Genomic DNA, 26,566 nt, shown 5'->3' on the forward strand with positions numbered 1-26,566 from the left:
CAGTTTTATGTTGTATTATCTTTTCAAGTATCTGGATAGTTTGGATTTCCCGGGAGCGGGAATGTTCCATTACATTACGTTTCGTTCGGCCTGTGCTATCATATTATCATTAGCGATAGCGACGATTATAGGAAAGAAAGTCATCCGTATTTTGCAACGGCAGCAAATCGGTGAGGAAATCCGGGATTTGGGATTGGAAGGACAAATGCAGAAGAAAGGAACTCCGACAATGGGAGGAATCATTATTCTGTTGTCGATATTGGTGCCAGTTTTATTATTTGCCCGTCTGGATAATATTTATGTACAGTTGATGATTATTTCGACGATATGGTTGGGTGCGATTGGTTTTGCGGACGATTATATCAAAGTATTCCGTAAGCATAAGGAAGGGTTAAAGGGACGTTTTAAAGTTATCGGTCAGGTCGGATTGGGACTGATTGTGGGGATCAGTCTTTATGTAAGTGAAGATGTCGTTATCCGGGAAAGGGCGACGATTTCCGATATCGGGGTAATTACGAGTACTGTCGATGAAGGATTCGGAGAAGAGAATGGGGCAAAGGTGCTGACCCGGGATATTAAATCGACAAAGACGACTATTCCTTTTTTTAAAGATAATGAATTCGATTATGCCTGGTTTACTTCTTTTGCCGGAGAGAATGCAGACACCTTAGGCTGGATTGTATTTATCCTGATAACGATTCTGATTGTAACAGCCGTGTCGAATGGTGCGAATCTGACAGACGGTTTGGATGGGTTGGCGACGGGTACGTCCGCTATTGCCGGGGCGACACTCGGAATTCTGGCGTATGTCTCCGGTAATATGGTGTATGCTGATTATCTGAATATCATGTATATTCCGCATTCGGGCGAATTGGTGGTATATGGGGCGGCATTTATCGGCGCGACCATCGGTTTCTTGTGGTACAATTCGTATCCGGCTCAGGTGTTTATGGGAGATACCGGTAGTTTGTCGTTGGGTGGTATTATCGCCGTTTTTGCCATTATGTTGCATAAGGAGTTGCTGATACCGATTTTATGCGGAATTTTCCTGATGGAGAATTTGTCTGTCGTGATGCAGGTTTCTTATTTTAAATATACCAAAAAGAGATATGGGGAAGGAAAGCGTATCTTTTTGATGTCGCCTTTGCATCATCACTTCCAGAAAAAAGGTATTCCGGAACCTAAGATCGTTACCCGGTTTTGGATTGTCGGGATTATTCTGGCCGTTGTAACGATTGTAACGCTGAAAATGCGGTAAGATAAGCTTTAAATTTAAAATTGTAGATTTTAGATTTTAAATTTTAGATTGAAAAAGGAACGGGTTATTGAGGATATTACGGTTTGTCGTTGACAGACGAAGGTAAAATGCTGAAGTTATGAAACTGGTTATTTTAGGTGGAAAAGAAAGCGGTACGGGTGCGGCTTTGCTCGGACAAAAGCTTGGGTATGACGTGTTTTTGTCGGATAAAGGTGTTATTGAGAAAACATATAAAGAGGAGCTGAATAAAGCCGGTATTCCGTTTGAGGAGGGACAACATACGGCGGAACGGATCTATGGAGCCGATCTGGTTGTGAAGAGTCCCGGTATTCCGGATACGGTCCCCTTAGTTGCTGAATTGAGGAATCGGGGGACAGAGGTTATTTCTGAAATAGAGTTTGCCGGCCGGCATACGGAGGCCCGGATGATTTGTATAACCGGGAGTAACGGCAAGACAACAACAACGTTACTGACGCATCATATATTGAAGCAAGCGGGTTTGGACGTCGGGCTGGCCGGTAATGTCGGAGCCAGTCTGGCTGCGCAGGTGGCTGTTGAAGCGCATCCTGTGTATGTTGTAGAGCTTTCGAGTTTCCAACTGGACGGCATGTTCCGTTTTCAGGCTGACATTGCGGTGATTACAAATATAACTCCCGATCATCTGGATCGCTACGATCATAAGTTCGGGAATTATGTTGATTCGAAATTCCGTATTTTACAAAATATGAATGATAAGGGTTTGTTTATTTACGGTTGGGATTGCCAAGTGGTGAGGAAGAGGGTAGAAGAGGCGTGTTTACAACCTCAGGTGGCTGCTTTTACTTACACGGAAAACAGACCCGGAGAAGGAGAGAATTATGCCGGAATGGAAGGAGATATGGTTGTGGTACGATTAAATGCCCGTGAATTCCGTATAAATAAAAATGAAATCAGTATAAAGGGAAGGCATAACGTTTATAATGCTATGGCCGCAATTCTGGCATGTATGCAGATGGGAATTGGTTTTGAAGCGATTGCGGAAGGCTTGCGGAGTTTTCCGCAGGTAGAACACCGCTTGGAGACTGTTGCCGTAATCGACGGAGTGACATATATCAATGATTCGAAGGCAACGAATGTAGATTCGGCCTGGTATGCCCTGGATAGTATGACGACGCCGGTTGTATGGATAGCCGGAGGTACGGATAAAGGGAATGATTACAGCGTACTGTTTGATCTCGTGAAAGCGAAAGTTAAGGTTTTGATTTGTATGGGAGCGGACAACCGGAAATTGATTGATAATTTTTCCGCCATTTGTCCGGTAGTCGATACTCATAGCCTGGAAGAGACATTGGCGGCTGCCCGTGACTATGCCGTATCCGGAGATACGGTGCTTTTATCCCCCTGTTGTGCCAGTTTCGATTTATTCAGGAACTATGAAGACCGGGGAGATCTGTTTAAGGAAAAGGTAAGACAACTGGCAAAATAAATTACCGGAAATGAAGCTTGATCTGCGGAATAAAGAATGGATTAAAGGGGACAAGATCCTTTGGTATGTGATTATCGGTTTGATGATTGCTTCGATAATGGTGGTGTATTCATCCACCGGACGTTTGGCGAAAGGGAATCCGGTCTTTTTTCTGGCGAAGCAGGTCGGGATTATTTCGGTTTGCCTGTTGTTGATTTACTGGTTGCAATCTGTGCCGTATAAATATTTTTTGCTGTTTGCCAAAGTATTTGTGTTGGGGGCTTTTGTGTTGCTGATTGTCGCGAAATTTTCCTCAATGACAGTTAACGATACGGATCGTTGGATCAGAATACCTTTTATCGGGTTGACCTTTCAGCCTTCGGAGCTGGCAAAATTGGCAGCTATTATATATACGGCGCGGGTACTTTCTTTTTATCAGGATGATGACGAATGCAGAGATGAGGCTTTAAAAAATATCCTGATTTTTGTCGGGCCTTTGATATTTCTGATTTTTATGGACAATTTCTCGACCTCGTTATTGTTGGGGTTGGTATGTTTGATTATGTTGTTTGTCGGACGTATCAGATTGAAGCGAATGGCTGTTATATTGGGTGGATTGTTTGTCATGGTGTCTCTGGTCGTTGCGCTTGCTTTTACTCCTAAGTTGGGGGAAGTGTGGCGTTTCCCGACGATCAAATCGAGGGTTACTGCCTTTTTTTCCGGAGGTGAGGAGTCATTTCAGGCCCAGCAGTCTAAAATTGCGGTAGCCAGAGGAGGAATGCTGGGAGTCGGCCCCGGGAATAGTGTTCAGCGGAATTTTTTACCGCATCCTTATTCTGATTTTATTTTTGCGATTATTATTGAAGAATACGGCTTGGTTGGCGGTGGCGTTATTTTACTGCTGTTCCTGATTATTTTATACCGTATCGGGGTTATTGTGAGGCGATGTACCCGGACATTCCCGGCATTGCTGGTTACCGGTCTGGGTTTGATGATTGTTTTGCAGGCTTTTGTCAATATGGGGGTTTGTGTCGGTTTATTTCCGGTAACGGGGCAGCCTTTGCCGTTGGTTAGTATGGGAGGAACTTCCCTTTTATTTACCAGTGCGGCTTTTGGTATGATTTTGAGTGTCAGCCATACCTTTCCGGAACATGGAGAAATGATAGAAGAACCGGCAGAGGAAGAAGGAATAGAGGAGGATGAGGACATGACGCAAGAAGAGAATAGGATTGAGGAAGAGGTTGAAGAATAGGAGTTGTCGATAAACGATTTTTAAACATATTGTATATGAAACGAGTTATTGTAAGCGGAGGGGGAACCGGAGGACATATTTTCCCGGCATTGTCGATAGCGAACGCTTTGAAACGTTTAGATAAGGAGGTGGAGATTTTGTTTGTAGGAGCAGAAGGAAAAATGGAAATGGAGAAAGTTCCGGAAGCCGGATTTCCGATAGAGGGATTGCCTGTGCGGGGATTACAGCGGAAATTGACACTCCGGAATGTAAAGGTGTTGGTTAATTTGTGGAAAAGTTTACGTAAAGCGAAAAAAATCATCAGGCGTTTCCGTCCTGATGTTGTGGTAGGGGTCGGAGGATATGCCAGCGGTCCGATTGGAAGAACGGCGGTTAAGGCCGGAATTCCATTGGTGTTGCAGGAGCAAAATTCGTATGCCGGAGTAACCAATCGTTTGTTGGCGAAAAAGGCCGTGAAGATATGTGTGGCTTATGAGGGTATGGAACGTTTTTTTAGTCCGGAAAAGATTGTGTTTACCGGTAATCCGGTCCGGAAAGATTTGTTGGAAGCCGGAAAGTTGAGAGAAGAAGGAATTGAATACTATGGATTGGTGCCTCAAAAAAGAACGGTGTTGGTGACCGGGGGGAGTCTGGGTGCCGGTATGATGAATCAGGCTGTGCGAAAAAACCTGGAAGTTATTGCTGGCTGGAAGGATGTACAGGTGTTGTGGCAGTGTGGTAGCTATTATTATGAAAAATTGAAAGCGGAATTGGCAGATTTTTTGCCGGAGAATGTAAAGCTGACTGCTTTTCTGAAACGGATGGATTTGGCCTATGCTTGTGCTGACGTTGTGGTGGCTAGGGCCGGAGCGGGAACGATTTCCGAATTGTGTTTATTGGCAAAAGCTACAATACTGATTCCTTCTCCGAATGTAGCAGAAGATCATCAGACGAAAAATGCATTGGCGTTGGTGAATAAGCAGGCTGCGGTTATGCTGAAAGATAGCGAAGCTGCCGATAAGTTGATACCGGCTTTGTCGGAATTGCTGGACCATCCGGAGCAATTGAAACTGTTGTCGGAGAATATTGCGGGTTTGGCTATGCCGGATTCGGATACAAAGATTGCCCGGGAGATATTAAATCTGATCGGAAATAAATAAATTAAGTCGGCGGACTTAAATAAAGGAGGATATGGAGATTGTATTCAGGAATATAAAGAATATTTATTTTGTAGGAATCGGCGGGATCGGAATGAGTGCTTTGGCTCGTTATTTCCGGCAAAAAGGATACCGGGTAGGGGGGTATGACCGTACACCTTCGGCTTTGACCGAACGGTTGAGTCTGGAAGGCATTGCAGTGAATTACAGGGATGAGGAAGAAGAGATAGCTTCGGAATACCGTGATAAAGCCGATACTTTAGTCGTATATACACCGGCGGTTCCGGCAGATTCCCGTCAGTTGTGCTGGTTTAAAGAAGCGGGTTTTGTTTTGCACAAACGTTCTGAGGTGCTGGGATTGTTGTCTCGTACCGGGAAAGCGCTTTGTGTGGGAGGTACACATGGGAAAACGACAACGACGACGTTGTTGGCTTTTTTATTGGATGCTTCTCATGTTGGGTGTAATGCATTTTTAGGAGGGATTTCCAGAAATTTCAGTACCAATCTGTTGACTGATGAAAAATCGGAATATATTGTCGTAGAAGCGGATGAGTTCGACCGTTCTTTTTTGCAATTGACCCCCTATGTTGCAGCCATTACAGCGATGGATGAGGATCACCTGGATATATACGGAAACAAAGCCAATCTGATCGACGCCTTTGAAGCCTTTGCTGCCCGTACGGTTCCGGAAGGAAAAGTTTTTATTAAAAAGGGACTTTCACTGGAGAAGTCAAAGGTTTCGGGTTATTATGCGGTGGAAGAGGTAACGGATAATTATTCCGATAATTTAAGGGTAGAGGGAGTACAATATGTTTTCGACTATCACGGGCAAAAGGCAGAGATAAAAGATTTACGGTTGGGCGTACCCGGCCGGATGAATGTGGAGAATGCGACTTTAGCGATTACCATAGCGTTGGAAGCGGGGGTGAGACCGGAAGAAATCCGGGAGGCTTTGCCCCGTTTTAAAGGCGTGATGAGACGCTTCAATATTCATTCCGAGGGGAAGGTTATGTATATCGATGACTATGCTCATCACCCGCAGGAAATAGAAGCCGTATTGAGAGCTGTGCGGGAAATGTGGCCGGAGAAAAGACTGACTGTGGCTTTTCAGCCGCATCTGTATTCCCGCACAAATGATTTACAGGCTGGTTTTGCTAAAAGTCTGGACATTGCCGACGAGGTTATCCTGCTGGATATTTATCCGGCCAGGGAGATGCCTATTCCGGGCGTAACTTCGGCTGTGATTTTAGATAAACTTAACGTACCGGCACACATCGTGGCTAAGGGAGAATTTCCTAAATTTGTGGAACAAAACGTAGGTGAAGGCATATTTATGACGGTTGGGGCAGGGGATATCGATCGTTTTGTGCCTGTATTTACAGATATGTTTAATAAATAACAATGAATAGCTGATCCAAAAGGATTTTTGAATGCAGAAAATAGGAGTTTACATATTATTCCTTGGATTGTTTGTATACCTGATAATTGTGCTTACCTTTGCGACGTCGAAAATGGATGACGTAAAATGTAAAGGAATCCACGTTTCGGTAAAAGATGCTGTACTTAATACATTCATAGATGATATGGATGTTGTCAATATGGTGAGACGAGGGTATGGAAATGTATTGGATATGCCTGTTACCCGTATAGATAAAGACAGTGTTGAACGATTGCTTGTCAAAAATTCGATTATAAAATCGGCTCAGGTTTACTACAGTTTAGACGGTTATTTCCATGTAGATATCACACAACGTAAGCCTGTTCTTAGAGTATTGACAGGAGAAGGGTTTTATGTTGATGAGGACGGAAAGTATATGCCGTTATCTCGTAAGTATACTTCTCGGGTAGTAGTTGCTACCGGAGAAATATCAAAAAAATTTGCTTGTGAGAAGTTGTATCCTTTTGTCATGATGTTGAGGGAGGATGATTTCTGGGATGCATTGATCGAACAGATCGTTGTCGACCGGGGTGAAGAAATAATCTTGATTCCTAAGGTCGGAAATTTCCGGATTATTCTCGGGGAGGTGGGGAATGCGGAGGAGAAGATGGAGAAACTTCGTCTTTTTCTGAAAGATGGGATTGTACGTAAAGGGTGGAATGTATATAAGGAAATCAATCTGAAGTTCGACAATCAGGTTGTTTGTGTCAGAAAGTAATAGTATAAAAATTCAGACAGTATGGGTTTGATTGCATCATTGGATATCGGTTCTGAGAAAATGGTAATGGCAGTGGCTGCCGAGGAGAATGGCGAATGCCGTTTGGCTGGCATCAAGATGATCGCTTTGCAGGGAGTTCAGGACGGTATAATTACAGATAAATCGAAAGTAAAGTCTTATATTCAATATCTGATCCGGGAGTTGGCGAAAGACAAGCCGATAGATTGCCTGAATGTGGCGTTATCCGGAAAGGCGTTGCGGATCAGTGAGCATAAGGTAAATGTACCGATCCGGAAAAAAGTGAGGGAAAGCGATATTGCTCAGGCTGAAAACAGATGTACGGAGTTGGTATTGTCGAAAGGGGATGAATTGGTGGATATTATACCTGTCACGTATGCCGTTGATCGTGGAAACTATGTAACGGACCCGGTCGGAATGACGGCCAAAAGTCTGGATGTCCGTTTTCGGGTGTATCTTTCGGATGCTGCCTATTTGACAGAGATTCGTGAGTTGATGGAGGCGTGCGGGGTAGAGAATGTTGAGTTTTTCCCGCCGGTAAGGGCTTATATGGAAGCTTTGGATGTTTACGATAGAAGTGAACCGTTTGCCTTGATCGATATGGGGGCTACCCATACGGAAGTTGTACTGTTCAGGGACGGTGGATTGAGATATGAGATTAGTTTGCCGCTGGGGGCCCAAACCATCGATCACGATATTGTACGGGCTTTTTCTCTGGAAGATATTCAGCTAGCCAAAAAGATGAAACATCAATACGGGGTGGCTATACGTGCAGTATGTAAGAATGAGAAAATCGATATCCCGGATGTAAAAAAACGCATTGAGAAACGTGATTTGGCTAAAGTAATCCAGTGTCGTATGGAAGAGTTGCTGGAAGGTGCTGTTTATCAGATTCAACAATGGCGTTTCAATGATCCGAAAAAAGAGATTGTATTGACAGGAGGAGGAAGTCGTTTGGCGGAGACTGAACTTTTGCTCGGCAGATTGTCGGGGCAAAAAGTGATACGGGCGAAGGCGGCGGGAATTAAGACAACCAATGAGGATATACTGGAAGCTCCGTCCTGTTTGGTGGCGTTGGGGCTTTTGTTGTGTGAACATAGTGAGCCATTGGAAGAAAAAGGAGGTTGGGGAAGTTGGCTGAATAGTATATTCCGTTGATAGTTAAAAGTGTATCGTTTTATCCGGATGATTTACAATTTGAAATGACGTGATATAGTCTGGCAATGTAAAAATATAGATTATGGAAAATGACGAATTATTGGCGTTGAAGTTGCCCGTACAGCGAGAATCGATAATTAAAGTGATCGGTGTCGGCGGGGGGGGTAGCAATGCGGTAAACCATATGTGCAGGCAGGGAATTCATGGGGTTGAATTTGTCGTTTGTAATACCGATATACAGGCTTTACGCTTGAGTCCTGTAAAAAATCGTATTCAGTTGGGGAAAGAGCTGACGGAGGGACGGGGTGCCGGTTGTGTTCCGGAAAGGGGAAGGCAATCTGCTGTAGAGAGTATCGATTTTATCCGGAATTTACTTTCTCATAAAACGAAGATGGTATTTATTACGGCCGGAATGGGAGGGGGAACCGGTACCGGAGCGGCTCCGGAAATTGCCAGGCAAGCCAGGGAACTGGGAATTCTGACCATCGGAATTGTGACTCTGCCTTTTAGTTTTGAGGGAAGGAGAAAAATGGAACAGGCGATGGACGGTATCGATGAATTGGAACAATATGTGGATGCTTTGCTGATTATTCAGAATGATAAGCTGAAAGATATATACGGAGACCTGAAATTGTCGGAGGCTTTTGCTATGGCAGACAATGTGCTTACGATTGCCGCCAAAAGTATTGCAGAGATCATCACATTCAAAGGGTATGTAAATGTGGATTTTGCCGATGTGGACGGCGTGATGCGGAATAGCGGGGTTGCTTTGATGGGTGCCTCTGAAGCCGAGGGGGAAAACCGGGCAATGACAGCCTTGGAAGATGCCTTGATTTCTCCTTTACTGAATAGCCACGATATACGGGGGGCTTCTAATATTTTATTAAATATGCTGTATGGGGATAAAGAGGTTACGATGGATGAGATTACGTTGATAACGGAAAGTTTGCAGGAAAAAGTCGGAGGGGATGTAAATGTGATTTGGGGAGCCGGGAAGGACGAGACGCTGGGGGATAAATTACGTGTTGCTGTTATAGCTGTCGGGTTTAACCGGAGCAGTGCCATTCATATTCAATCTCCGTTGGCGCGGGAGCGGGAGAAAGGGACGGAAGTCAGTTTTAAGGTAGAGGAAATGCCGGAAGAGTTGGAGATGGTGACTGTAAATTCCACGGAATTGGAAGAACAGGCAAGGCAGAAAAGGCTAAAACAGGAAGAGCAGAAGGCTAAGAGAGTAAAAGAAACGCATCAGGAAGAAAGTCCGCGTCCCAGAAAGCGCAAAAGTATAAATGAGTTACCGGATACGGACAGTTGGTTTAAACGTAAGCTGGGAGGTATGTTTAATGAGGATTCCAGCCGGGATACGGAGATGAGGTAAGGAAGAAGGCTTTTATTTTTCAGACTTTAGATATTCAGTCTTTGACTATAAATTATGGATTGTTATGATAGACGGATTGGTAAATTTTAATCTGGATGAAGTGTCTCCTACGATTATAAAAGTAATCGGAGTAGGTGGAGGGGGAGGAAATGCTGTGGAATATATGTATTCCAAGGGTATATGTGATGTGGATTTTGTACTTTGTAACACGGATGCTCAGATATTGGAAAACAGTCCTGTCCCGGTGAAGATTCAGTTGGGGAGAGAGTTGACGGATGGGCATGGGGCCGGCAATAATCCGGCGATCGGTGCGAAGTCGGCTGAAGAGAGTCTGGAAGAGATAAAAGAAATGTTGCGTAAGAATACGAAAATGGCTTTTATTACGGCGGCAATGGGGGGAGGAACAGGTACCGGAGCCGCTCCGGTAATTGCGAAGCTGGCTAAAGATATGGGGATATTGACGGTCGGAATTGTTTCTATTCCGGCACGTTTTGAAGGGCCTAAGCGTTTGAACCAAGCCCGCGAAGGGTTGCGTTCTTTGAAGGACAATGTCGATTGTCTGATTGTTATCGATAATGAAAAGATAAAGCGGATTTATGGGTCGCAGACAATATCGGCGGCTTTTGCCAAAGCCAATGATGTATTGAATATAGCAGCGAAAGGAATAGCAGAGGTGATTACATTGCCCGGGTATATCAATGTGGATTTTGCCGATGTAAAAACCGTAATGACCAATAGTGGGGTTGCCATAATGGGGGCGGCACAGGCTTCCGGAGAGGATCGGGCAAGGAGAGCGATAACCGAGGCATTGGATAGTCCGTTGCTCAATAACAACGATATCCGTGGAGCAAAAGATATTCTGTTGAATATAACATCCGGTACGGATGAGGTGACGATGAACGAAATGACCGAAATTACCTCGATCATCATTCATCGTGTCGGAGACTCGGCAGCAGTAATTTGGGGGGTAGGTACGGACGAGAGTCTGGGAAGTGCCGTTTCGGTGACGATTATTGCAACCGGTTTCCCGAAAGACGATATTGAGATTCTCGATCAACAACCGGGCGATAGAAAGGCAGAAAACGATTTGATCCTTCGGGATGACGAAGTGGTGTTGAAACCGAATTTGACACCGGAAGAAATTAAAGAATTAATAGAAGAACCGGCGTTTAAGCGTCGGAGAAATGTAAGAATTATTTGAGTTTATTGTTTAGAAGTTTGTAAGATAGGATTTTGATTAAATAATCCTGTTTCAATTGGTTGTTCATTCCATGTTCTAAAGTGATTTTCCTGGATAAAATCTCTTTTGACGTAATGTCCGGATTTTAGTTTTAGTTTTCGTACAGAATGACGACGGATGATTTTTAAGTTGTCGGTCGTATACAGGGACGGGGCAGGATAGGAGTATTATGGTTTTTATTTATGAACTTTATAAACCTGATAAACTTTATAAACTTTAGTATTATATTGAATGGAAAAATTTAAAGAATTAGGTTTAGAAGGTGAAATTCTTAAAGGAATTGCCGATTTAGGGTTTGAAACGCCGAGTCCGGTACAGGAGAAAGTAATTCCTGTCATATTGGGAGAAGAAAACGATTTAGTGGCTTTGGCCCAGACAGGAACGGGAAAAACGGCAGCATTTGGATTGCCTTTGTTGCAGAAATTAGATGCTTCTCTGAATAAGATACAGGTTTTGATATTGAGCCCGACACGGGAATTATGTGTACAGATCGGAAACGATTTGAAAAATTATTCCAAATATCGTTCCGATTTACGTATTACTTGTGTATACGGAGGTACGGATATCCGCCGGCAAATCCGGGAGTTGGAAAAAGGCGTGCATGTGTTGGTGGCTACTCCGGGACGGTTGTGTGATTTGATAAAGAGAGGGGCTGTCAATATTGAGGCTGTTCGGGCTGTCGTTTTGGATGAGGCAGATGAAATGCTGAATATGGGTTTTAAGGAGGATTTGAATTTCATTTTGGAAGAAACTCCGGCAGAACGGAATACCTATTTGTTTTCAGCAACAATGCCCAGGGAAGTGGAGCGGATTGCCCGGAATTACCTGCATTCTCCGAAAGAGATCTCTGTGGGTAAAAAAAATCAGGGGGCAGATACGGTAAGTCACCAATACTATCAGGTACGGGCAAAAGATTGTTATGAGACATTGCATCGGGTGATCGATTGTGCTCCTGACATGTATGCCATTATTTTTACGCGAACGAAAATGGATGCCCGGGAGATTGCCCATAAATTACAGAAAGACGGGATCGACTGCGATGCCTTGCATGGGGATTTGAGTCAGTCACAACGGGATGACGTTATGGCGCGTTTCCGCTCAAAACGTTTGAAGGTGTTGGTGGCAACGGATGTAGCAGCCCGGGGATTGGATGTCGATAACCTGACTCATGTCATCAATTATAATCTCCCTGAAGATTCCGAAAGTTATACTCACCGTAGCGGGCGTACCGGACGTGCGGGACGGGAAGGCATTTCCGTAGCTATTATCAATTCAAAAGAAAAGGGAAAGTTACGCCGGATAGAATCGATCCTTAAGAAAAAATTCGAATACCGGGAAGTTCCCGGAGGGGAAGAAGTCTGCCGGGCACAATTGCTTTATTATGCCGATAAGATTTTGACTGCCGAACGAAAGGATGCACTTATGCCTTATCAGCAGGAATTGTTTGAGAAGTTTGAAGCTTTGTCGAAGGAAGAATTGATACAGAAAATCGTTTCTTACGAATTCGGTCGTTTGCTGAAAAAATATACCGGAGTGGAAAACCTGAACCTGTCCGAAGATGAACGTCATGAATCGGGCCGGGAAGGTGGTAAGGAAAGAGGGGGACGCAGCCGTTCGGCAAACAATAATTTTACCGTATTTAGTGTTAATGTCGGTCGGGATGATGATTTCACCCCCCGGGATTTGATGGCTATCGTCAATAAATATGCACCCCAGAAAGGTTTGGAAATAGGCGGAATACGGATATTCGACAACAAGACCAAGTTTGAAGTAGATATTACGGGAATTGAGAATTTCGGAAGTTATTTCCGGAATGTGAATTTCAACGGATTGCCTTTTACGGTGACGGAGACAGGCGAGCGTGGCGGAGAGATGCGTAAGGGCGAGCGTGGCGGGAAACGGAGCTCTACTGCCAATAATAAATGGAAAGGCGAACGCCGTAAAAACGGGGGAAATAGCCGCGGACGTTTCGGTGAAAAGAAAAAAGGGGTAGATAACGGTCGCCGTTCCGGAAAAAAATATTAAATTTATTGTGACTTTTTGCGGGAAATAGCAAAAACAGAAGTCTGTGAATTTAAAAAACGGTAGTATGGAGATTCTAAAAGCTGAATTTGTGGTCAGTAATTCCGATGTCGGCAAATGTCCGGCTCCTGATCGCCATGAATATGCCTTTATCGGAAGGTCGAATGTCGGAAAGTCTTCGTTAATCAATATGCTTACTAATCGTAGCAGTTTGGCGAAAACGGCGGCTAAACCGGGAAAAACACAACTTATCAATCATTTTTTGATTGATGATAACTGGTATATGGTCGATTTGCCGGGTTATGGTTATGCGCGGACGTCGAAGTCGCTTCGCGGACAGTTTGAAAAGCTGATCCGGGATTATATCCTGAAACGTGAAAACCTGATTTGTCTCTTTGTTTTGATAGATTGCCGGCTCGAACCGCAGCAGATTGATCTGGAGTTTATGGAGTGGCTCGGTGAAAACGGAGTCCCTTTTGTAATGGTCTTTACAAAAGGAGATAAACTGTCTGTTGCTCAGCGCAGGAAAAATCTGGAACATTATCAGGAAGTGATGTTGGATACCTGGGAGACGACACCGATTGCTTTTATGACTTCTTCGGAGAAAAAACTGGGCCGGGAAGAACTGTTGGATTATATTGATGAGTTGAACAGGACGGTGGAGCTATGAGAGGGATTGTTTTGTGTTGGATGTTAGGGATGATATTGCTGGACGGGGCTTTTGCTTTCGGTCAACAGGGAGTTTTGAAGAAGGGATATTATCCGGATGGTAAAGTACGTTATGAAGGGTATTTCGAAGGTGATGAACCGGTTGGAAAAATGACCCGTTACTATCCGGATGGTCGTATTCAGGCTGAATTGTTTCATCAGGGAGATAAAACCGAAGCTGTGCTTTATAGTAAGCATGGGGAATATGTCTCTGCGGGATGTTATCAGAATCGTTTGAAAGAGGGAGAGTGGCACTATAAAAAAGGAGAGCGTGTTATAGCTACGGAAACTTACAAAGAAAATAAGCTGGACGGAGTCTCCCGGAAATATTTTACATCCGGAAAAATTGCCGAAGAGAGAAATTGGAAGCAAGGGTTTCCGGAAGGAATCTGGAAAGCTTATTACCCGGACGGCGGGCTTCGGATAGAAGCCGGATATGTGGATGGTAAGCTGGAAGGAAAAATGCAGGGGTATTATCCGGACGGCAGTGTGATGGCAAAAGGAATGTACCGGAATAACCTGAAAGAAGGGGTTTGGTATTACTACGGACGGGATGGGGAGTTGAAGAAGACGAAAACATTCCGGGGAGGGATTGCCGAAGATCAGCAGGAGGAAGATATCGAAGAGAGCCGGAAATTGGACAAATGGATAGACGAAGGGAAGAAAATCGTCGATCCGGTTCATTTTATCGATGACCCTGAAATGTATCTTAAGGCTGCGGGTGATTGATGATTCGTGTATAAACGGGGAACGGAAAGATGGATTTTATTTCTTTATTCGATCTGAACAATCAGGTGAAGCGGACTCTGAAAGAACGTTTTGCCGAACCGGTATGGGTCACTGCGGAGATCGCTTCAATACAGGAGAACCGTTCTGGTCATTGTTATCTGGAATTGATCGATAAGCCCGAAGGCGAAGACAATCCGGTTGCTGTTGCCAAAGGAACGATTTGGGCATTTACTTACCGTATGTTGAAACCGTATTTTGAGACAACGACGGGACGAAGCCTGGAGAGAGGAATGAAGGTCTTGGTTCAGGTAGAAGTGATTTTTCATGAATTGTACGGTTTTTCTCTGAATATTAAAGATATCAACCCGACGTTTACGATCGGTGATCTGGAGCGGAAGAAACGGGAGATTATCGAACAGTTGGAACGGGAAGGGATTATTGATATGAACCAACGCCTGGAATTATCCCTTTTGCCGAAAAATATTGCCGTTATTTCTTCTCCGACGGCTGCCGGATTAGGTGATTTTATAAATCAATTGGAGCGGAATTCTTACGGTTATAAATTTCACATCAAATTGTTTCCTGCGGTGATGCAGGGGGAGAAGACGACGGAATCTGTGATTGCAGCATTAGACCGGATTTATGAATATGAATATCTGTTTGATGTTGTTGTGATTATCCGGGGAGGAGGGGCGCAGTCGGATTTGGGATGTTTCGATTCCTATGATATGGCGGCTAATGTGGCCCAGTTTCCGATACCGGTAATAGCCGGAATCGGCCATGAACGTGATGAAACGATTGTGGACCGGGTTGCTTTTATGCGTGTGAAGACGCCGACAGCGGCAGCAGCTTTTTTAATCGAGACTTTTCAGGATTTTGATGCGCATGTTGAGGAGTTGAGAGGGGATTTTGTCTCCGGAGTAAAGGATTTATTATTGCGGGAAAACAATCGGCAAAAATTGTTGGCAGTTAATTTGAAACGATTGACTCAGGGATGGCTGGGAGGAAATGCGAATCGTTTGCACTTGCTGTCTCATCGGTTGGAGCATTCGGTACAGTTATATGTATATAACCGAAAAGGATATTTTAATACCGTATATACACGTATCGTAAACCGTTTGAATCTTCTTCGGGAACGACAAGGGAATCAGTTGTCGGATTTTGCTGTACGGGTAAAACAGAAATGCAAAAGCCGGTTTGAGAAAGAGCGTCATTTTATCGAGTTGGCGGAAATGCAGATGAAATACGTTGATCCCAAAAATGTGTTGGAACGGGGATATTCTATCACCCGTTTGAATGGTCGTGCCGTTCGCTCGGTAACAGAAGTAAAGGCGGGAGATGTTGTGGAAACTGTGGTTGGCGACGGAAAATTAAAGAGCAGGGTGGATTCGGTTGAAATAGGATGAATCATTATAAAAGGAAAACGATGGAAGAGAAATTGAATTATAAAGATGCCATAGCTGAAATAGAGCAAATTGTTACATTGTTGGAAGAGAATAAATTGGATGTCGATGAGTTGGGTACAAAAGTAAAGCGGGTCTCGGAATTGATTGCATTCTGTAAAGCCAAATTACACAATACCGAAGAAGAGGTGGAAAATATTCTGAAGACAATGGGAGAAGAATAGATGGTAGGAAAAAGGTTCGGATTGTTGTTGTGTTGCCTGTGGGGATTGTCAAGCGGTCTCCGGGGACAGCCTTCTGAAGCTTTGGAGCGCTTGCTGGAGGCCGTAGAATTGAGACATGCCGTTATAGGTATCTCGGTAAAAACTGTCGCGGACGGGCGCATTGTGATAGATCGGTCAGGAGATAAATCTTTACAGCCGGCTTCTGTATGTAAATTATTGTCATCTGCTTTGGCGCTGAAAGAGAAAGGAGCAGATTTTCATTATACGACATCGGTATGGAGAACCGGTACCATTGCCGACGGGAAATTAAACGGAGATATCGTTATCGAATCGAACGGAGATCCGTGTTTTGATTCCCGTTATTTCCCGGAATATAAGTTTACAGACCGGTTGGTTGATGCAATCCGTCAATTGAATATCCGTCAAATACGGGGAAAGATCCGGATAGAAAACGATAAACAGGTTGTTTTGCCCGGGTCCTGGTTGTGGGAAGATATTTCCAATTATTACGGAGCAGCTTATTTCCCTTTTAACTATAAAGATAACACCTATTATTTAAGATTTCGTACCGGATTGCCCGGAGAAAAAACCGTATTGTTAAATGTCGATCCGGAGCAACCGGGAGTACGGTTTGTGAATGAGGTGAAAGCTGCTGAGGGAAATACAGATGATGCCTGGATTTTCGGAGGCCCGTATAGTAAAGAAATGCATATCCTGGGTACTTTACCCCAGAAACGGGAAGTATTTCAGATAAAAGGAGCTATGCATCGTCCGGATTTGTGTTTTTTGGAAGAGATCGGGAAAAAATTGAATAAAATCGGTATTGTTGTCGGAGGAGTAGAAATAGCAGGAGGAGGGAAGAAAGAAAAAATAGAGACCTTTGTTTCTCCGGCATTGAAAGACATTGTCCGGGAAACGAATAAGAAAAGCATCAATCTGTTTGCTGAAGCTTTGGGGCAATTGGTAGATGAAATCAACTATCCGGAACGTTGCCGGGTATTACTGGACGAGATCGGAGTCGGAGCTTCCGGAGTGGTGTTGAAAGACGCTTGCGGTTTGTCTGCTGCTAATGCAGTTCCGGCCGAAGTATTTACAAATTTGTTGCTATGGGCTCATAAAATGCTGGGCTGGAATTTTGTCGCTTCTTTGCCTTTGGCGGGGACGGATGCCGGATTAAATCCTTATGTCGCTGCTAATCCCGCTTTGAAAAATAAATTGAGAGCCAAAACCGGCTCTTTTGCCGGCGTACGTTGTCTTTCCGGTTATCTTACAACAGAACGGGGAGAGATTCTGGCTTTTACCATTCTTGTAAATCATTTCGATGGTTCTCCTTCCCTGCTTCAAAAGAAAATCGGGGAATTCCTTTGCTCCTTTCTTTAAATGAAGATTCGGTTTATCGGTAAAGTTGTTGCTTTATCCTCCCAACGAGAGCATTAAGTTGAGAAAAAATCCCCGGTGATACATACCTCCTCCCGGAACGGATGAGATATTGTGTAAGCCTAAATTATATCCTCCTTCGATTTTTCCGGAAGAAAATCGGGCATGTAAAGCAAAACGCAGGCCGTAATCGAATTTATCGGTTTCAAAAAATGCGTTGGGAATGGCTGTATCAGAACGTTTTAATTTATGCCCGACTCGCAAGGAGCCGTAAGGGGTTACGTCCAGGCACTGATACCAGCCGTAACCGGGATTGTGGAATATCCATCCTATTTTAACAGGTATTTCCAGGTAGTTTTGCCGTAGTGTATAATCTTTGTTTTTTCCACCTTTGGAGATAAAAGATAAACCCGGAGCTAACCGGAAATGTTGCCAGGACCGGTTGAAGGCTATTCCTGCTTCATATCCGATCCGATGGTTGAAATCCAATGCCGATAGATTACCGCTCGTTTTTAAGGTCGTGACATTTATGCCGGTAAGTAGCTCCAGTTTCCAATGACCGGTTTGTTGACTGTAGATAAATTTATTCCACCAGGTCGGGGTGGATTGTACATATTCAACCCGAACCTCATCCTGAGGTAAAATATCTGTTCGGGACGGGAGCGAATCTGTTCGAAGGAAGGCCATGAAAGCTGTAGAATCCATATAGCCGGTGTGTTTGTTGATTATTTTCTCATCGGGTGATGCAATGACCAGATAAGGGACGATTCTATCTTTGTTGAGATAGCGGACACATAATTTTATATTTTCTTCTTTATCGAGATCGAGATAGCCGGGAACGTAATGTTCCTGAGCATAATCGACGATGAAAGGGCTGCTGAACGTTGTTTTTTTCATTAAGCGACAGGGGCTGCAATAATGAGAAGAAAAACAGAGTAACATATTTTTATTTTCCCGTTGTGCTTTTTCCAATATTTGTTGATAGCTGTCTTTATAAGCAAAAAGCTGTTGGATTGAATCAATATCGGAAGATTTTGCGATTTTGCGATGCAGGGCGTTTTTCGGTGTGATTTGTAAAAATTTTAACATCTGAGGAATAGACAAAGCTCCCCCGGATTCTTTGATTAGTGTTTCCTCCGGACTAAGAATACAAAGGTGCGGAACTACTCCTGCATATTCCGGGTTAATCCGTTTTTGTAAGGCGGCGTTTTCCTGAATGTCTATATCCAGGTGAAGAGGGATAAAATGTGTATCGACATATTGAGCCACCTTTTCGTCTGGAAATACATATTTTTCCATCATTTTACAAGGGCCGCACCAGGAAGCGGAGAAGCAGATAAACAGGTTTTTGTTTTCAGTTTTGGCTTTTTCCAGCGCCGAAGTATAATCTCCTTCAAAAAAATGAATGGCCTGGCAATTAAACACGAAACAAAGGGAAAAGAAAAACAATAGATAAATAACTCTCATGTCCTCATTTATTAACGTTCGAAGATAAAGAATATTTTAAGATATCGGAAGAAAAAGAGAAAGGATTAATCTCGAATTTTGCCTGAGAAAAAGACGGATGACGAGAGAATAATAAAACCGCCGCAAAAATTAATTTGCGGCGGTTTTGATTTTGATTTATGTTATTATTTCAGCTTCCTCAAATATAATCATCATTGTATATCAGCTTATTATATAACACTTGGTACAAATATGATTATTTTATACTCAAAACATAGTTTTATAGAGTGTTTTGTATGCCCAATAAACGCAAAATAGAACTTTAACTTTATTTAAGTGTTTTCTTTTGTTTGCAGATGCTTTCATTTCGCCTTTGATATTTGCATTTGTTTAGCTTTTCTTTTCATAAGCAATTGACTTGCAAAAGCATACCTATTTTTGTCTTTCGTTTTCTATGAAAATGTATTGTATCTTTGCATTGCGAAATAAACAACAATAAGCATGAAGCAAAAACAAGATATACTTCACTCTATGATAATCGAGGTTACTATGGTGCTATTAGCTTCGATGGTAGCGTTTCAAGTATGCAATATGCTTGGAATACGAATGAGTTTGATTCCATTAGTTATGGTCATCGGATATGTCATACAAAAACTACTATACCATCTTTGCATTATCTCAGCAAGGTATATTGTTGATGCAATTCCTCCATCATTTCTAATATCTGTCAAAAAGTGTGTGAGTAAAAAGGCACAATCTTTGGCTTATTCACCTACCTCAAACTGTGAAGAAGTCCAGAAAAAGCGAATGGAGTTATTTCATTATGAATACCAACGTGAGCAGCAACAATACCAATGGCAAAAAGAAAGAGAAGAAGATGAAAAGTTGAATGCTATCCTAAGATACACACGAGATACATTTAAGCGTTTTGATTTGGAGGAAACAGAGATTTACCAAATATGCGAATCTGTCCGCTATTTTGCAACTAACCGTCAAGTGCTTTCTGCAACCGAAATTCATATCAAGAAGCACACCTCCCTCACTCAAATCTCGTTGAAGAACTTTGCTTGGAATATCGCTTTTCAATATAATATAGGTAGAGATATGACTACCTCATTTGTAATGGCGACATTTGCAGAGTGGTTTGCCAATTCCACATTTGATACTGTTAGAAAGAATCTGCGAACAACCACAGGACGGCATAAGATTGAAATTGACGAGAATATCTTATCGAAATATATCGTTTAAGCCTCTTTTCTACTTCCTGATAATAATTATTATAGGAAGTAGTGCCGGTATCAGATAAATTATATAATTTTGCGCTGTGATTAAAACATTTTACCCTATGGCTAATTTCAACAGACTTAAAGTAGTACTCGCAGAACAGCAGAAAACAGGAAAATGGCTTGCAGAACAGATTGGAAAATCCAATTGCACTGTAAGTAAATGGTGCAGTAATTCTGTTCAACCAGACCTTAAAACGCTTAATGATATAGCCAATGCCCTTAATATTGATGTAAAAGATTTGATTGTCAGCAGCGCAAACCATAAATGAGTTATTGCCATGGAAGTAAACAAGAAAGAACTCAAAGAACAAGAGATACGCACTCTGTTCATTACTCCTGCCCTCCAACAAAAAGGCTGGGCAGTAAGCATAAACATGCGTGAAGAGTACTATTTTACGGATGGTCGAGTGCTTGTTGTTGGCAACCAACATTCAGTAGCAGAGGGTAAAAAAGCTGATTACCTATTATACCATAAAGGTAAGCCCATTGCGGTAGTTGAAGCTAAAGATAATAAACATGCGGTTGGGGGTGGTATTCAACAAGCTATGGATTATGCCCAAATCCTTGACCTGAAATTTGCCTACTCCAGCAATGGTGATGCGTTCTTAGAACATGACTTTATCACAGGGAAAGAAACAGAAATCAAGTTAGAGGACTTTCCGACGGAGGAAGAGCTGTACAATCGTTATCTGGCATCCAAGAACTATACATCAGATGAGCTCAACATAATAGAAACTCCTTTCTACTATGATGCCCATAGCCATGAACCTAGATATTATCAACGTATAGCAGTTGACCGTACAGTAGAAGCCATCGCAAGAGGACAGCAACGTGTACTTGTGGTAATGGCTACTGGTACAGGCAAGACTTTTACTGCCTTTCAGATAATCCATCGGCTTCATAAAAGCGGAGCAAAGAAAAAGATTCTTTATCTTGCAGACCGCAATATACTCATTGACCAAACAATGGCTCAGGACTTCAAGCCTTTCAAGAAGTTTATGACCAAGATAACTTCTGTTGGAGAGGGTGAGGAAAAGATTGACTCCTCATACGAAGTGTATATGGCTCTCTACCATCAGTTGGTCGGAAAAGAAGGTAAGCCCGATCCGTTCTTGGAAGTACAGCCAAACTTCTTTGATTTGATTGTCGTTGATGAATGTCACAGAGGAAGTGCCAAAGACGATTCCGCATGGCGCAAAGTATTGGAATATTTCAACTCGGCTACCCAAATTGGTATGACTGCCACACCGAAAGCCGATGAAGGAGCGAATAATATTGATTATTTTGGTGAGCCTGTATATACGTATTCACTTCTTCAAGGCATTCAAGATGGCTTTTTAGCTCCATACCGGGTTACTGCCGACTTTATCAACATTGACCTACAAGGTTGGACGCCCGAAGAAGGAGAGACTGATTTATTAGGCAAGGAAATTGAGCAGAAATTATATCAAAGGCAAAACATAGGTCGTGACCTTGCCATTAAGTTAAGGCGTAAGGTCGTAGCGAACAGAATTACTAAAATGTTGCATGATATAGGTCGCATGACAAAGACAATAGTTTTCTGTTCTGACATTGAAGAAGCTGCTGAAATGCGTACTTTGCTTATCAATATGAATAGTGATTTGTGCAAGAAATCACCCTATTACGTGACACGTATTGTTGGCGAGGACAAAGAAGGCAAGAAACAATTAGACAACTTTATCAGTGTTGACGAACATTATCCGGTGATTGTTACCACTTCCGAGCTTCTTTCAACAGGAGTGGATTGTAAAACTTGTGGTTTAATTGTCATAGACAAAGAAATTGGCTCTATGACAGAATTTAAGCAGATTATCGGACGTGGTACACGCCTTAGAAAAGACAAGGGTAAATGGCATTTGGAAATCCTAGACTTCCGTAATGCTACCGCAAAATTTAAAGACCCGGCATTTGATGGCGACCCTGAACCGCCCAAAGGAGGTGGAAAAAAGTCTAAGCCTTACAAAATCATTGACAACCCAATCCCCACTGTATCAGAGCCTCGTGAGAAATATCTCATAAATGGTAAGGACATTCGTATTGCCCATGAAATAGTATCTGTATTGGGCGAAGATGGCAAGACAATGAGAACGGAAAGTATTCAGTCGTTTGCTAAAAAACAATTATTGCGTCATTATCAAACCTTGGATGATTTCATACAGACTTGGACGGAGGCAGAACGCAAACAAGCCATTATGGATGAGTTAAAGGAATATGCTATTTTGATAGATGCTGTACGTGAAGCGAATCCTGCATTGAAGGATGCTGATATTTTTGATGTGATATGCCACGTTGCGTTTGATCAACCACCACTGACCAGAAAAGAAAGAGCGAACAATGTAAAGAAACGCAACTACTTCGGAAAGTATGAAGGCAAAGCTCGTGAAGTATTGGAGGCTCTTCTTGAAAAATATGCAGAAAATGGTATTCTTGATTTTGAAAAGGCAAACATTTTGGAAATACCACCTTTCAACAGCATAGGAAAACCAACTAAAATCATAAAGTTATTCGGTGGCAAAGTCGCTTTTGGACAAGCTATCAGAGAACTTGAATATCAAATATATAAATCAGCTTAAAAATGGCAGTAAATAATATCATAAAGCGAATCCAAAATATCATGCGTCAGGATGCAGGTATCAATGGTGACGCACAGAGAATAGAACAAATGACTTGGATGTTCTTCTTGAAAGTCTATGACACTCAGGAAGAGACTTGGGAATACAAAGATGATAACTACAAGTCCATCATCCCCGAAGATTTGCGTTGGCGTAGGTGGGCGGTAGATGAAAAAGACGGTGAGGCATTGACTGGTGATGCTCTGCTCTCTTTTGTCAATGAGAAATTGTTTCCTACATTGAAAAATCTTCCGGTAAATGCCGATACACCACGAGCAAATAGTATTGTTCAAGAAACATTTGCCGATTTGAACCAGTACATGAAGAACGGAACGCTTTTGCGTCAGGTAATTAATATCGTAAATGAAATCGAATTTGACGATGCAGACGACCGCCACACATTCGGGGATATTTATGAGGGAATCTTGAAAGACCTACAATCAGCAGGAAATGCCGGAGAGTTTTATACTCCACGTGCGTTGACTGATTTTATCGTCATGATGCTCGACCCGAAATTGGGTGAGACCTTTGGCGACTTCACCAGTGGAACAGGAGGTTTTCTTACCTCTGCTCTCAATTATATGAGTAAGAGCGTCGGTTCTGCCGAAGATGGAGAAAAACTGCAAAATGCAGTCGTGGGACAAGAATGGAAACCGCTACCTTATCTTTTGAGTATAACAAATCTGTTACTCCATGATATTGAAGCTCCCAATATAGCTAACTGTGATTCGCTTGGAACAAATATCACTGATTTCAAGGAAAGCGATAAAGTGGATGTTATCGGTATGAATCCTCCGTATGGCGGTAGCACAGAAGATAGTGTAAAAAGCAATTTCCCGGTGCAATACCGTTCAAGTGAAACTGCGGATTTATTCATAGCCCTTATCATGTACCGCCTCAAAGCTGGTGGTAGATGCGGTGTGATTATCCCTGACGGCTTCCTGTTTGGTACGGATGGAGCTAAACTTGCATTAAAAGAGAATCTACTCCGCAAGTTTAATCTGCATACTATTATCCGTTTGCCGGGTTCTATATTCTCTCCATATACCTCTATTGCAACCAATATTCTGTTCTTTAATAATGAGGCTGCCGAAGGCTGCAAAGAAGGATTCAAGACCAAAGAGACATGGTTCTATCGTTTGGATATGCCGGAAGGCTACAAGCACTTCTCAAAGACCAAACCAATGAAAGTGGAACACACGCTGCCTATTCAGGAATGGTGGAAAGATAGGAAAGAAATCATCAATGACGAAGTGGGTGAAAAGAGTCGTGTATTTACTGCCCAGCAGTTGACAGCCTTGGATTGCAACTTCGACCAGTGCAAATTTCCAAAAGAGGAAGAAGAAATACTCCCTCCGGCAGAACTGCTCAAACAATATTTTGAGAAGCGTGCCGCACTTGATCATGAAATAGACAAAACGCTTTCTGAGATTCAAAAAATTCTCGGTATAGACATAAAATCGTGTAACTGATAATCGTGAAGTGATATGAAAGATTTGACCATCTCAAACATTGAAAGGCAAAATGTACTCAACAACCGCTTTGCGATCAGTAAAGTTCAGGAGCATCTTGACATTGAAGGAATGCTCTTTGAGGGAGAGTATCGCTTTACAAAAAAAATGGTTGCCGATTTCTACGAAGTAGAAGAACGAACCATAGAACGCTACTTGGAAAAACATTCCGATGAATTATCGGCTAACGGATATATTTTATGTAAGGGTAAACATTTGAAAGAGTTGAAGTTGCAATTTGCTCCCGTCATAAATGTCGGGAGCAAAACGACCCAGCTCGGATTGTTTAACTTCCGCTCATTCTTAGACATGGGTATGCTGCTTACAGAGAGTGAGAAAGCTAAAAAAGTCCGTAGTCTTATCTTGGATTTTGTGATTACCACCATCAACGAAAAGACCGGAGGAGGAACTAAATATATTAACCGCAGGGATGTACATTATCTTCCTGCTGCAATTACAGAAGAAAACTATCGTAAAAATCTCACTTCTGCCATCAATCAATATGTGAATGGACATCCTACATACAAGTATTCTCAGATTACGGATTTTATCTACAAGGCTGTTTTTAAGGAGAATGCCAAAGAATATAGGGAGGTGTTGAAACTTGACTCTAAGGATAACGTTCGACACACGTTGTACTCAGAAGTTCTATTGGTTATCTCTTCTTTTGAAAACGGAGTGGGTGCAGCCATCAGTGAACGATTTAAAGAAAATGGTGGCATATTGATTACCATTGACGAAGTGGAACGTATTGTGAATGAACTTGCCGAACACCCAATGCAGAAACCATATCTGAATGATGCCAGAACCAAAATGGCTTCAAGGGATTTCAGTTTCCGGGATGCGTATCATGGTAATATAGCAGATTATCTGCAAGCTGTTACTCCTGAAGAGTTTGAACGATTCATCGGTGACCAGTCAATTGATTTTGACCGTATCTTAGCGGATAACAAAGATGTGCTTAAACGCTTAAAGCAGGCAGAAGATGAATAAGGAAATTATTTACATAGATTATGATGAAACCTTAAACATCTATGGCAAAATGATTGATGCCAGTGATGGCGGTTTTGAAGGAGTGCGTGATGAAGGAGGAATTCGTGCAGCATTGGATTTTGTGCAAAATGATTTATACTATCCGACCTTTGCTGACAAACTAACCTATCTGATGTATAGATTCTGTTCTGGTCATTTCTTCAATGATGGGAATAAGCGTATTGCACTGACTTTGGGTACATACTTCTTACACAAAAACAATTACTATTGGCACGCTTGCATCTGTATGCGTACATTGGAATCTATCATTTATCATGTGGCAGCATCGAATATCGACCAAGATTTGCTGCTACGCATCGTCAATAGTTTTATGACAAGTAAAGACTATGATGAAGAACTGAAAATAGATATTGCCAATGCCATGAGCAAAGGAGAGTTAGGAATACAAGGCGAAGATTACGAATAAGATTAAATATGAAAACTTTAAAGATTATATTATTACTGTTCTGTATTATTTTAGGACTCAACGCTAAAGCACAAACAGTAGGTTATACTTATAAAGCACTTGCAGCCGAAGGTTGCAATATGAAATACAGTGTGGCTAAGCAAGACACCATTTATTCGATAGTAGCCACAGTACGTTCAGACAGAATGAATTTCCTCACTGAACCAACTATGAAAATTCGGACATTCACAGGTAAATATCTTGAACTAAGAGGAACTGTGATTGGGAATGGAAGTCAATCTGCTGGTGTTATAAGTGGAAATATTGTAATCCCCGTCACAGAAATAAGTTCTACTGCTCAATTTAGAATTACTCCACAGCAGTTTGAAATCTTAAATGAAGGTGTGGCAAAAATTCGTTTGTCTATGACACCTATGAATCATGAACGTACCTTCAAAAAAGATAAGATAGGGAAAAAGTTATATCAGTTCTATCTGAAGGAAAAACAGAAAGACGAAAACTTCTAAATCAGTTAGAATAAGATGAATGGAAAGCAATTAAAAAACAGCATACTCCAGTGGGCGATACAGGGGAAACTTGTACCGCAAGACCCTAATGATGAACCGGCATCTGTACTTCTTGAACGCATCAGAGCCGAGAAAGCCAAGCTGGTGAAAGAGAAGAAAATCAAGAAGGACAAAAACGAATCAATCATTTACCGTGGTGACGATAATTCCTATTATGAGAAGTTT

At 42.4% G+C, this 26,566-nt stretch carries 23 protein-coding genes and 1 pseudogene; 23 read left to right on the forward strand and 1 reads right to left on the reverse strand.

The window, feature by feature from the left end; translation table 11 throughout:
- Positions 1-7: 7 nt before the first annotated feature.
- The 15 genes from mraY to dacB all read left to right on the forward strand — a co-directional run bounded on the left by mraY (position 8) and on the right by dacB (position 17,503).
- Positions 8-1,258, forward strand: coding sequence for a phospho-N-acetylmuramoyl-pentapeptide-transferase (mraY, locus tag DD657_RS12685; RefSeq protein ID WP_021986543.1), 1,251 nt, complete (start codon positions 8-10; stop codon positions 1,256-1,258).
- 118 nt (positions 1,259-1,376) lie between these two features.
- The gene (gene murD / locus DD657_RS12690; RefSeq protein ID WP_287050131.1) at positions 1,377-2,723 is read left to right on the forward strand and encodes a UDP-N-acetylmuramoyl-L-alanine--D-glutamate ligase; all 1,347 of its coding nucleotides are present in this window, start codon (positions 1,377-1,379) and stop codon (positions 2,721-2,723) included.
- 10 nt (positions 2,724-2,733) lie between these two features.
- Positions 2,734-3,954 carry an FtsW/RodA/SpoVE family cell cycle protein gene (locus DD657_RS12695; RefSeq protein ID WP_021986545.1) on the forward strand — a complete coding sequence of 407 codons (1,221 nt, stop codon included), beginning with the start codon at positions 2,734-2,736 and terminating at the stop codon, positions 3,952-3,954.
- Between the two features lie 35 nt (positions 3,955-3,989).
- The gene (gene murG / locus DD657_RS12700) at positions 3,990-5,093 is read left to right on the forward strand and encodes an undecaprenyldiphospho-muramoylpentapeptide beta-N-acetylglucosaminyltransferase (RefSeq protein WP_021986546.1); all 1,104 of its coding nucleotides are present in this window, start codon (positions 3,990-3,992) and stop codon (positions 5,091-5,093) included.
- A 31-nt stretch (positions 5,094-5,124) separates the two neighbouring features.
- Positions 5,125-6,489: a UDP-N-acetylmuramate--L-alanine ligase gene (gene murC / locus DD657_RS12705; RefSeq protein WP_287050132.1), complete on the forward strand. Its 1,365-nt coding sequence runs from the start codon at positions 5,125-5,127 to the stop codon at positions 6,487-6,489.
- Positions 6,490-6,520: 31 nt separating this feature from the next.
- Positions 6,521-7,246 (forward strand): cell division protein FtsQ/DivIB, encoded by a 726-nt coding sequence (locus DD657_RS12710; RefSeq protein ID WP_021986548.1) that lies wholly within the window; start codon positions 6,521-6,523, stop codon positions 7,244-7,246.
- A gap of 21 nt (positions 7,247-7,267) precedes the next feature.
- Complete coding sequence (locus DD657_RS12715) at positions 7,268-8,422, forward strand: cell division FtsA domain-containing protein (protein WP_068688292.1); 1,155 nt, start codon at positions 7,268-7,270, stop codon at positions 8,420-8,422.
- An 82-nt stretch (positions 8,423-8,504) separates the two neighbouring features.
- Complete coding sequence (gene ftsZ / locus DD657_RS12720) at positions 8,505-9,797, forward strand: cell division protein FtsZ (protein ID WP_021986550.1); 1,293 nt, start codon at positions 8,505-8,507, stop codon at positions 9,795-9,797.
- Between the two features lie 64 nt (positions 9,798-9,861).
- Entirely contained in the window at positions 9,862-10,998 is a 1,137-nt protein-coding gene (ftsZ, locus tag DD657_RS12725; protein ID WP_021986551.1) for a cell division protein FtsZ, read from the forward strand.
- Positions 10,999-11,268: 270 nt separating this feature from the next.
- Positions 11,269-13,062, forward strand: a complete 1,794-nt coding sequence (locus DD657_RS12730) for a DEAD/DEAH box helicase (RefSeq protein WP_021986552.1) — start codon at positions 11,269-11,271, stop codon at positions 13,060-13,062.
- Positions 13,063-13,126: 64 nt separating this feature from the next.
- Positions 13,127-13,729 carry a ribosome biogenesis GTP-binding protein YihA/YsxC gene (gene yihA, locus DD657_RS12735; protein WP_068688296.1) on the forward strand — a complete coding sequence of 201 codons (603 nt, stop codon included), beginning with the start codon at positions 13,127-13,129 and terminating at the stop codon, positions 13,727-13,729.
- Entirely contained in the window at positions 13,726-14,496 is a 771-nt protein-coding gene (locus DD657_RS12740) for a toxin-antitoxin system YwqK family antitoxin (RefSeq protein ID WP_287050134.1), read from the forward strand. Before yihA ends, DD657_RS12740 begins: the two co-directional genes overlap by 4 nt.
- 29 nt (positions 14,497-14,525) lie before the next feature.
- The gene (xseA, locus tag DD657_RS12745) at positions 14,526-15,902 is read left to right on the forward strand and encodes an exodeoxyribonuclease VII large subunit (RefSeq protein ID WP_287050135.1); all 1,377 of its coding nucleotides are present in this window, start codon (positions 14,526-14,528) and stop codon (positions 15,900-15,902) included.
- Positions 15,903-15,922: 20 nt separating this feature from the next.
- The gene (gene xseB, locus DD657_RS12750; RefSeq protein WP_021986556.1) at positions 15,923-16,123 is read left to right on the forward strand and encodes an exodeoxyribonuclease VII small subunit; all 201 of its coding nucleotides are present in this window, start codon (positions 15,923-15,925) and stop codon (positions 16,121-16,123) included.
- Positions 16,124-17,503, forward strand: a complete 1,380-nt coding sequence (dacB, locus tag DD657_RS12755; RefSeq protein ID WP_287050137.1) for a D-alanyl-D-alanine carboxypeptidase/D-alanyl-D-alanine endopeptidase — start codon at positions 16,124-16,126, stop codon at positions 17,501-17,503.
- 33 nt (positions 17,504-17,536) lie between these two features.
- Here dacB and DD657_RS12760 read toward each other — a convergent pair whose 3' ends face one another.
- A complete protein-coding gene (locus DD657_RS12760) occupies positions 17,537-18,967 on the reverse strand; it encodes a thioredoxin family protein (protein ID WP_287050139.1) in 1,431 nt (476 codons plus the stop codon).
- A gap of 480 nt (positions 18,968-19,447) precedes the next feature.
- Here DD657_RS12760 and DD657_RS12765 point away from each other — a divergent pair, with 480 nt between their 5' ends.
- From DD657_RS12765 to DD657_RS12800, 8 genes and pseudogenes are all read left to right on the forward strand, one after another.
- Complete coding sequence (locus DD657_RS12765; RefSeq protein WP_287050141.1) at positions 19,448-20,194, forward strand: hypothetical protein; 747 nt, start codon at positions 19,448-19,450, stop codon at positions 20,192-20,194.
- A gap of 97 nt (positions 20,195-20,291) precedes the next feature.
- Positions 20,292-20,501, forward strand: coding sequence for a helix-turn-helix domain-containing protein (locus DD657_RS12770; RefSeq protein WP_117878459.1), 210 nt, complete (start codon positions 20,292-20,294; stop codon positions 20,499-20,501).
- A gap of 9 nt (positions 20,502-20,510) precedes the next feature.
- The gene (hsdR, locus tag DD657_RS12775; protein WP_287050144.1) at positions 20,511-22,826 is read left to right on the forward strand and encodes an EcoAI/FtnUII family type I restriction enzme subunit R; all 2,316 of its coding nucleotides are present in this window, start codon (positions 20,511-20,513) and stop codon (positions 22,824-22,826) included.
- A gap of 2 nt (positions 22,827-22,828) precedes the next feature.
- Positions 22,829-24,337, forward strand: coding sequence for a class I SAM-dependent DNA methyltransferase (locus DD657_RS12780; protein WP_287050145.1), 1,509 nt, complete (start codon positions 22,829-22,831; stop codon positions 24,335-24,337).
- A gap of 15 nt (positions 24,338-24,352) precedes the next feature.
- The gene (locus DD657_RS12785) at positions 24,353-25,369 is read left to right on the forward strand and encodes a DNA-binding protein (RefSeq protein ID WP_129640267.1); all 1,017 of its coding nucleotides are present in this window, start codon (positions 24,353-24,355) and stop codon (positions 25,367-25,369) included.
- Entirely contained in the window at positions 25,362-25,835 is a 474-nt protein-coding gene (locus DD657_RS12790; protein ID WP_129640268.1) for a Fic family protein, read from the forward strand. Before DD657_RS12785 ends, DD657_RS12790 begins: the two co-directional genes overlap by 8 nt.
- 8 nt (positions 25,836-25,843) lie before the next feature.
- The gene (locus DD657_RS12795) at positions 25,844-26,341 is read left to right on the forward strand and encodes a hypothetical protein (RefSeq protein ID WP_278664145.1); all 498 of its coding nucleotides are present in this window, start codon (positions 25,844-25,846) and stop codon (positions 26,339-26,341) included.
- 15 nt (positions 26,342-26,356) lie between these two features.
- Positions 26,357-26,566, forward strand: a pseudogene (locus DD657_RS12800) (restriction endonuclease subunit S); the annotation flags it as partial.

It is taken from the genome of Culturomica sp. (assembly GCF_003524185.1).
GTDB classification, from domain to species: domain Bacteria; phylum Bacteroidota; class Bacteroidia; order Bacteroidales; family Marinifilaceae; genus Culturomica; species Culturomica massiliensis.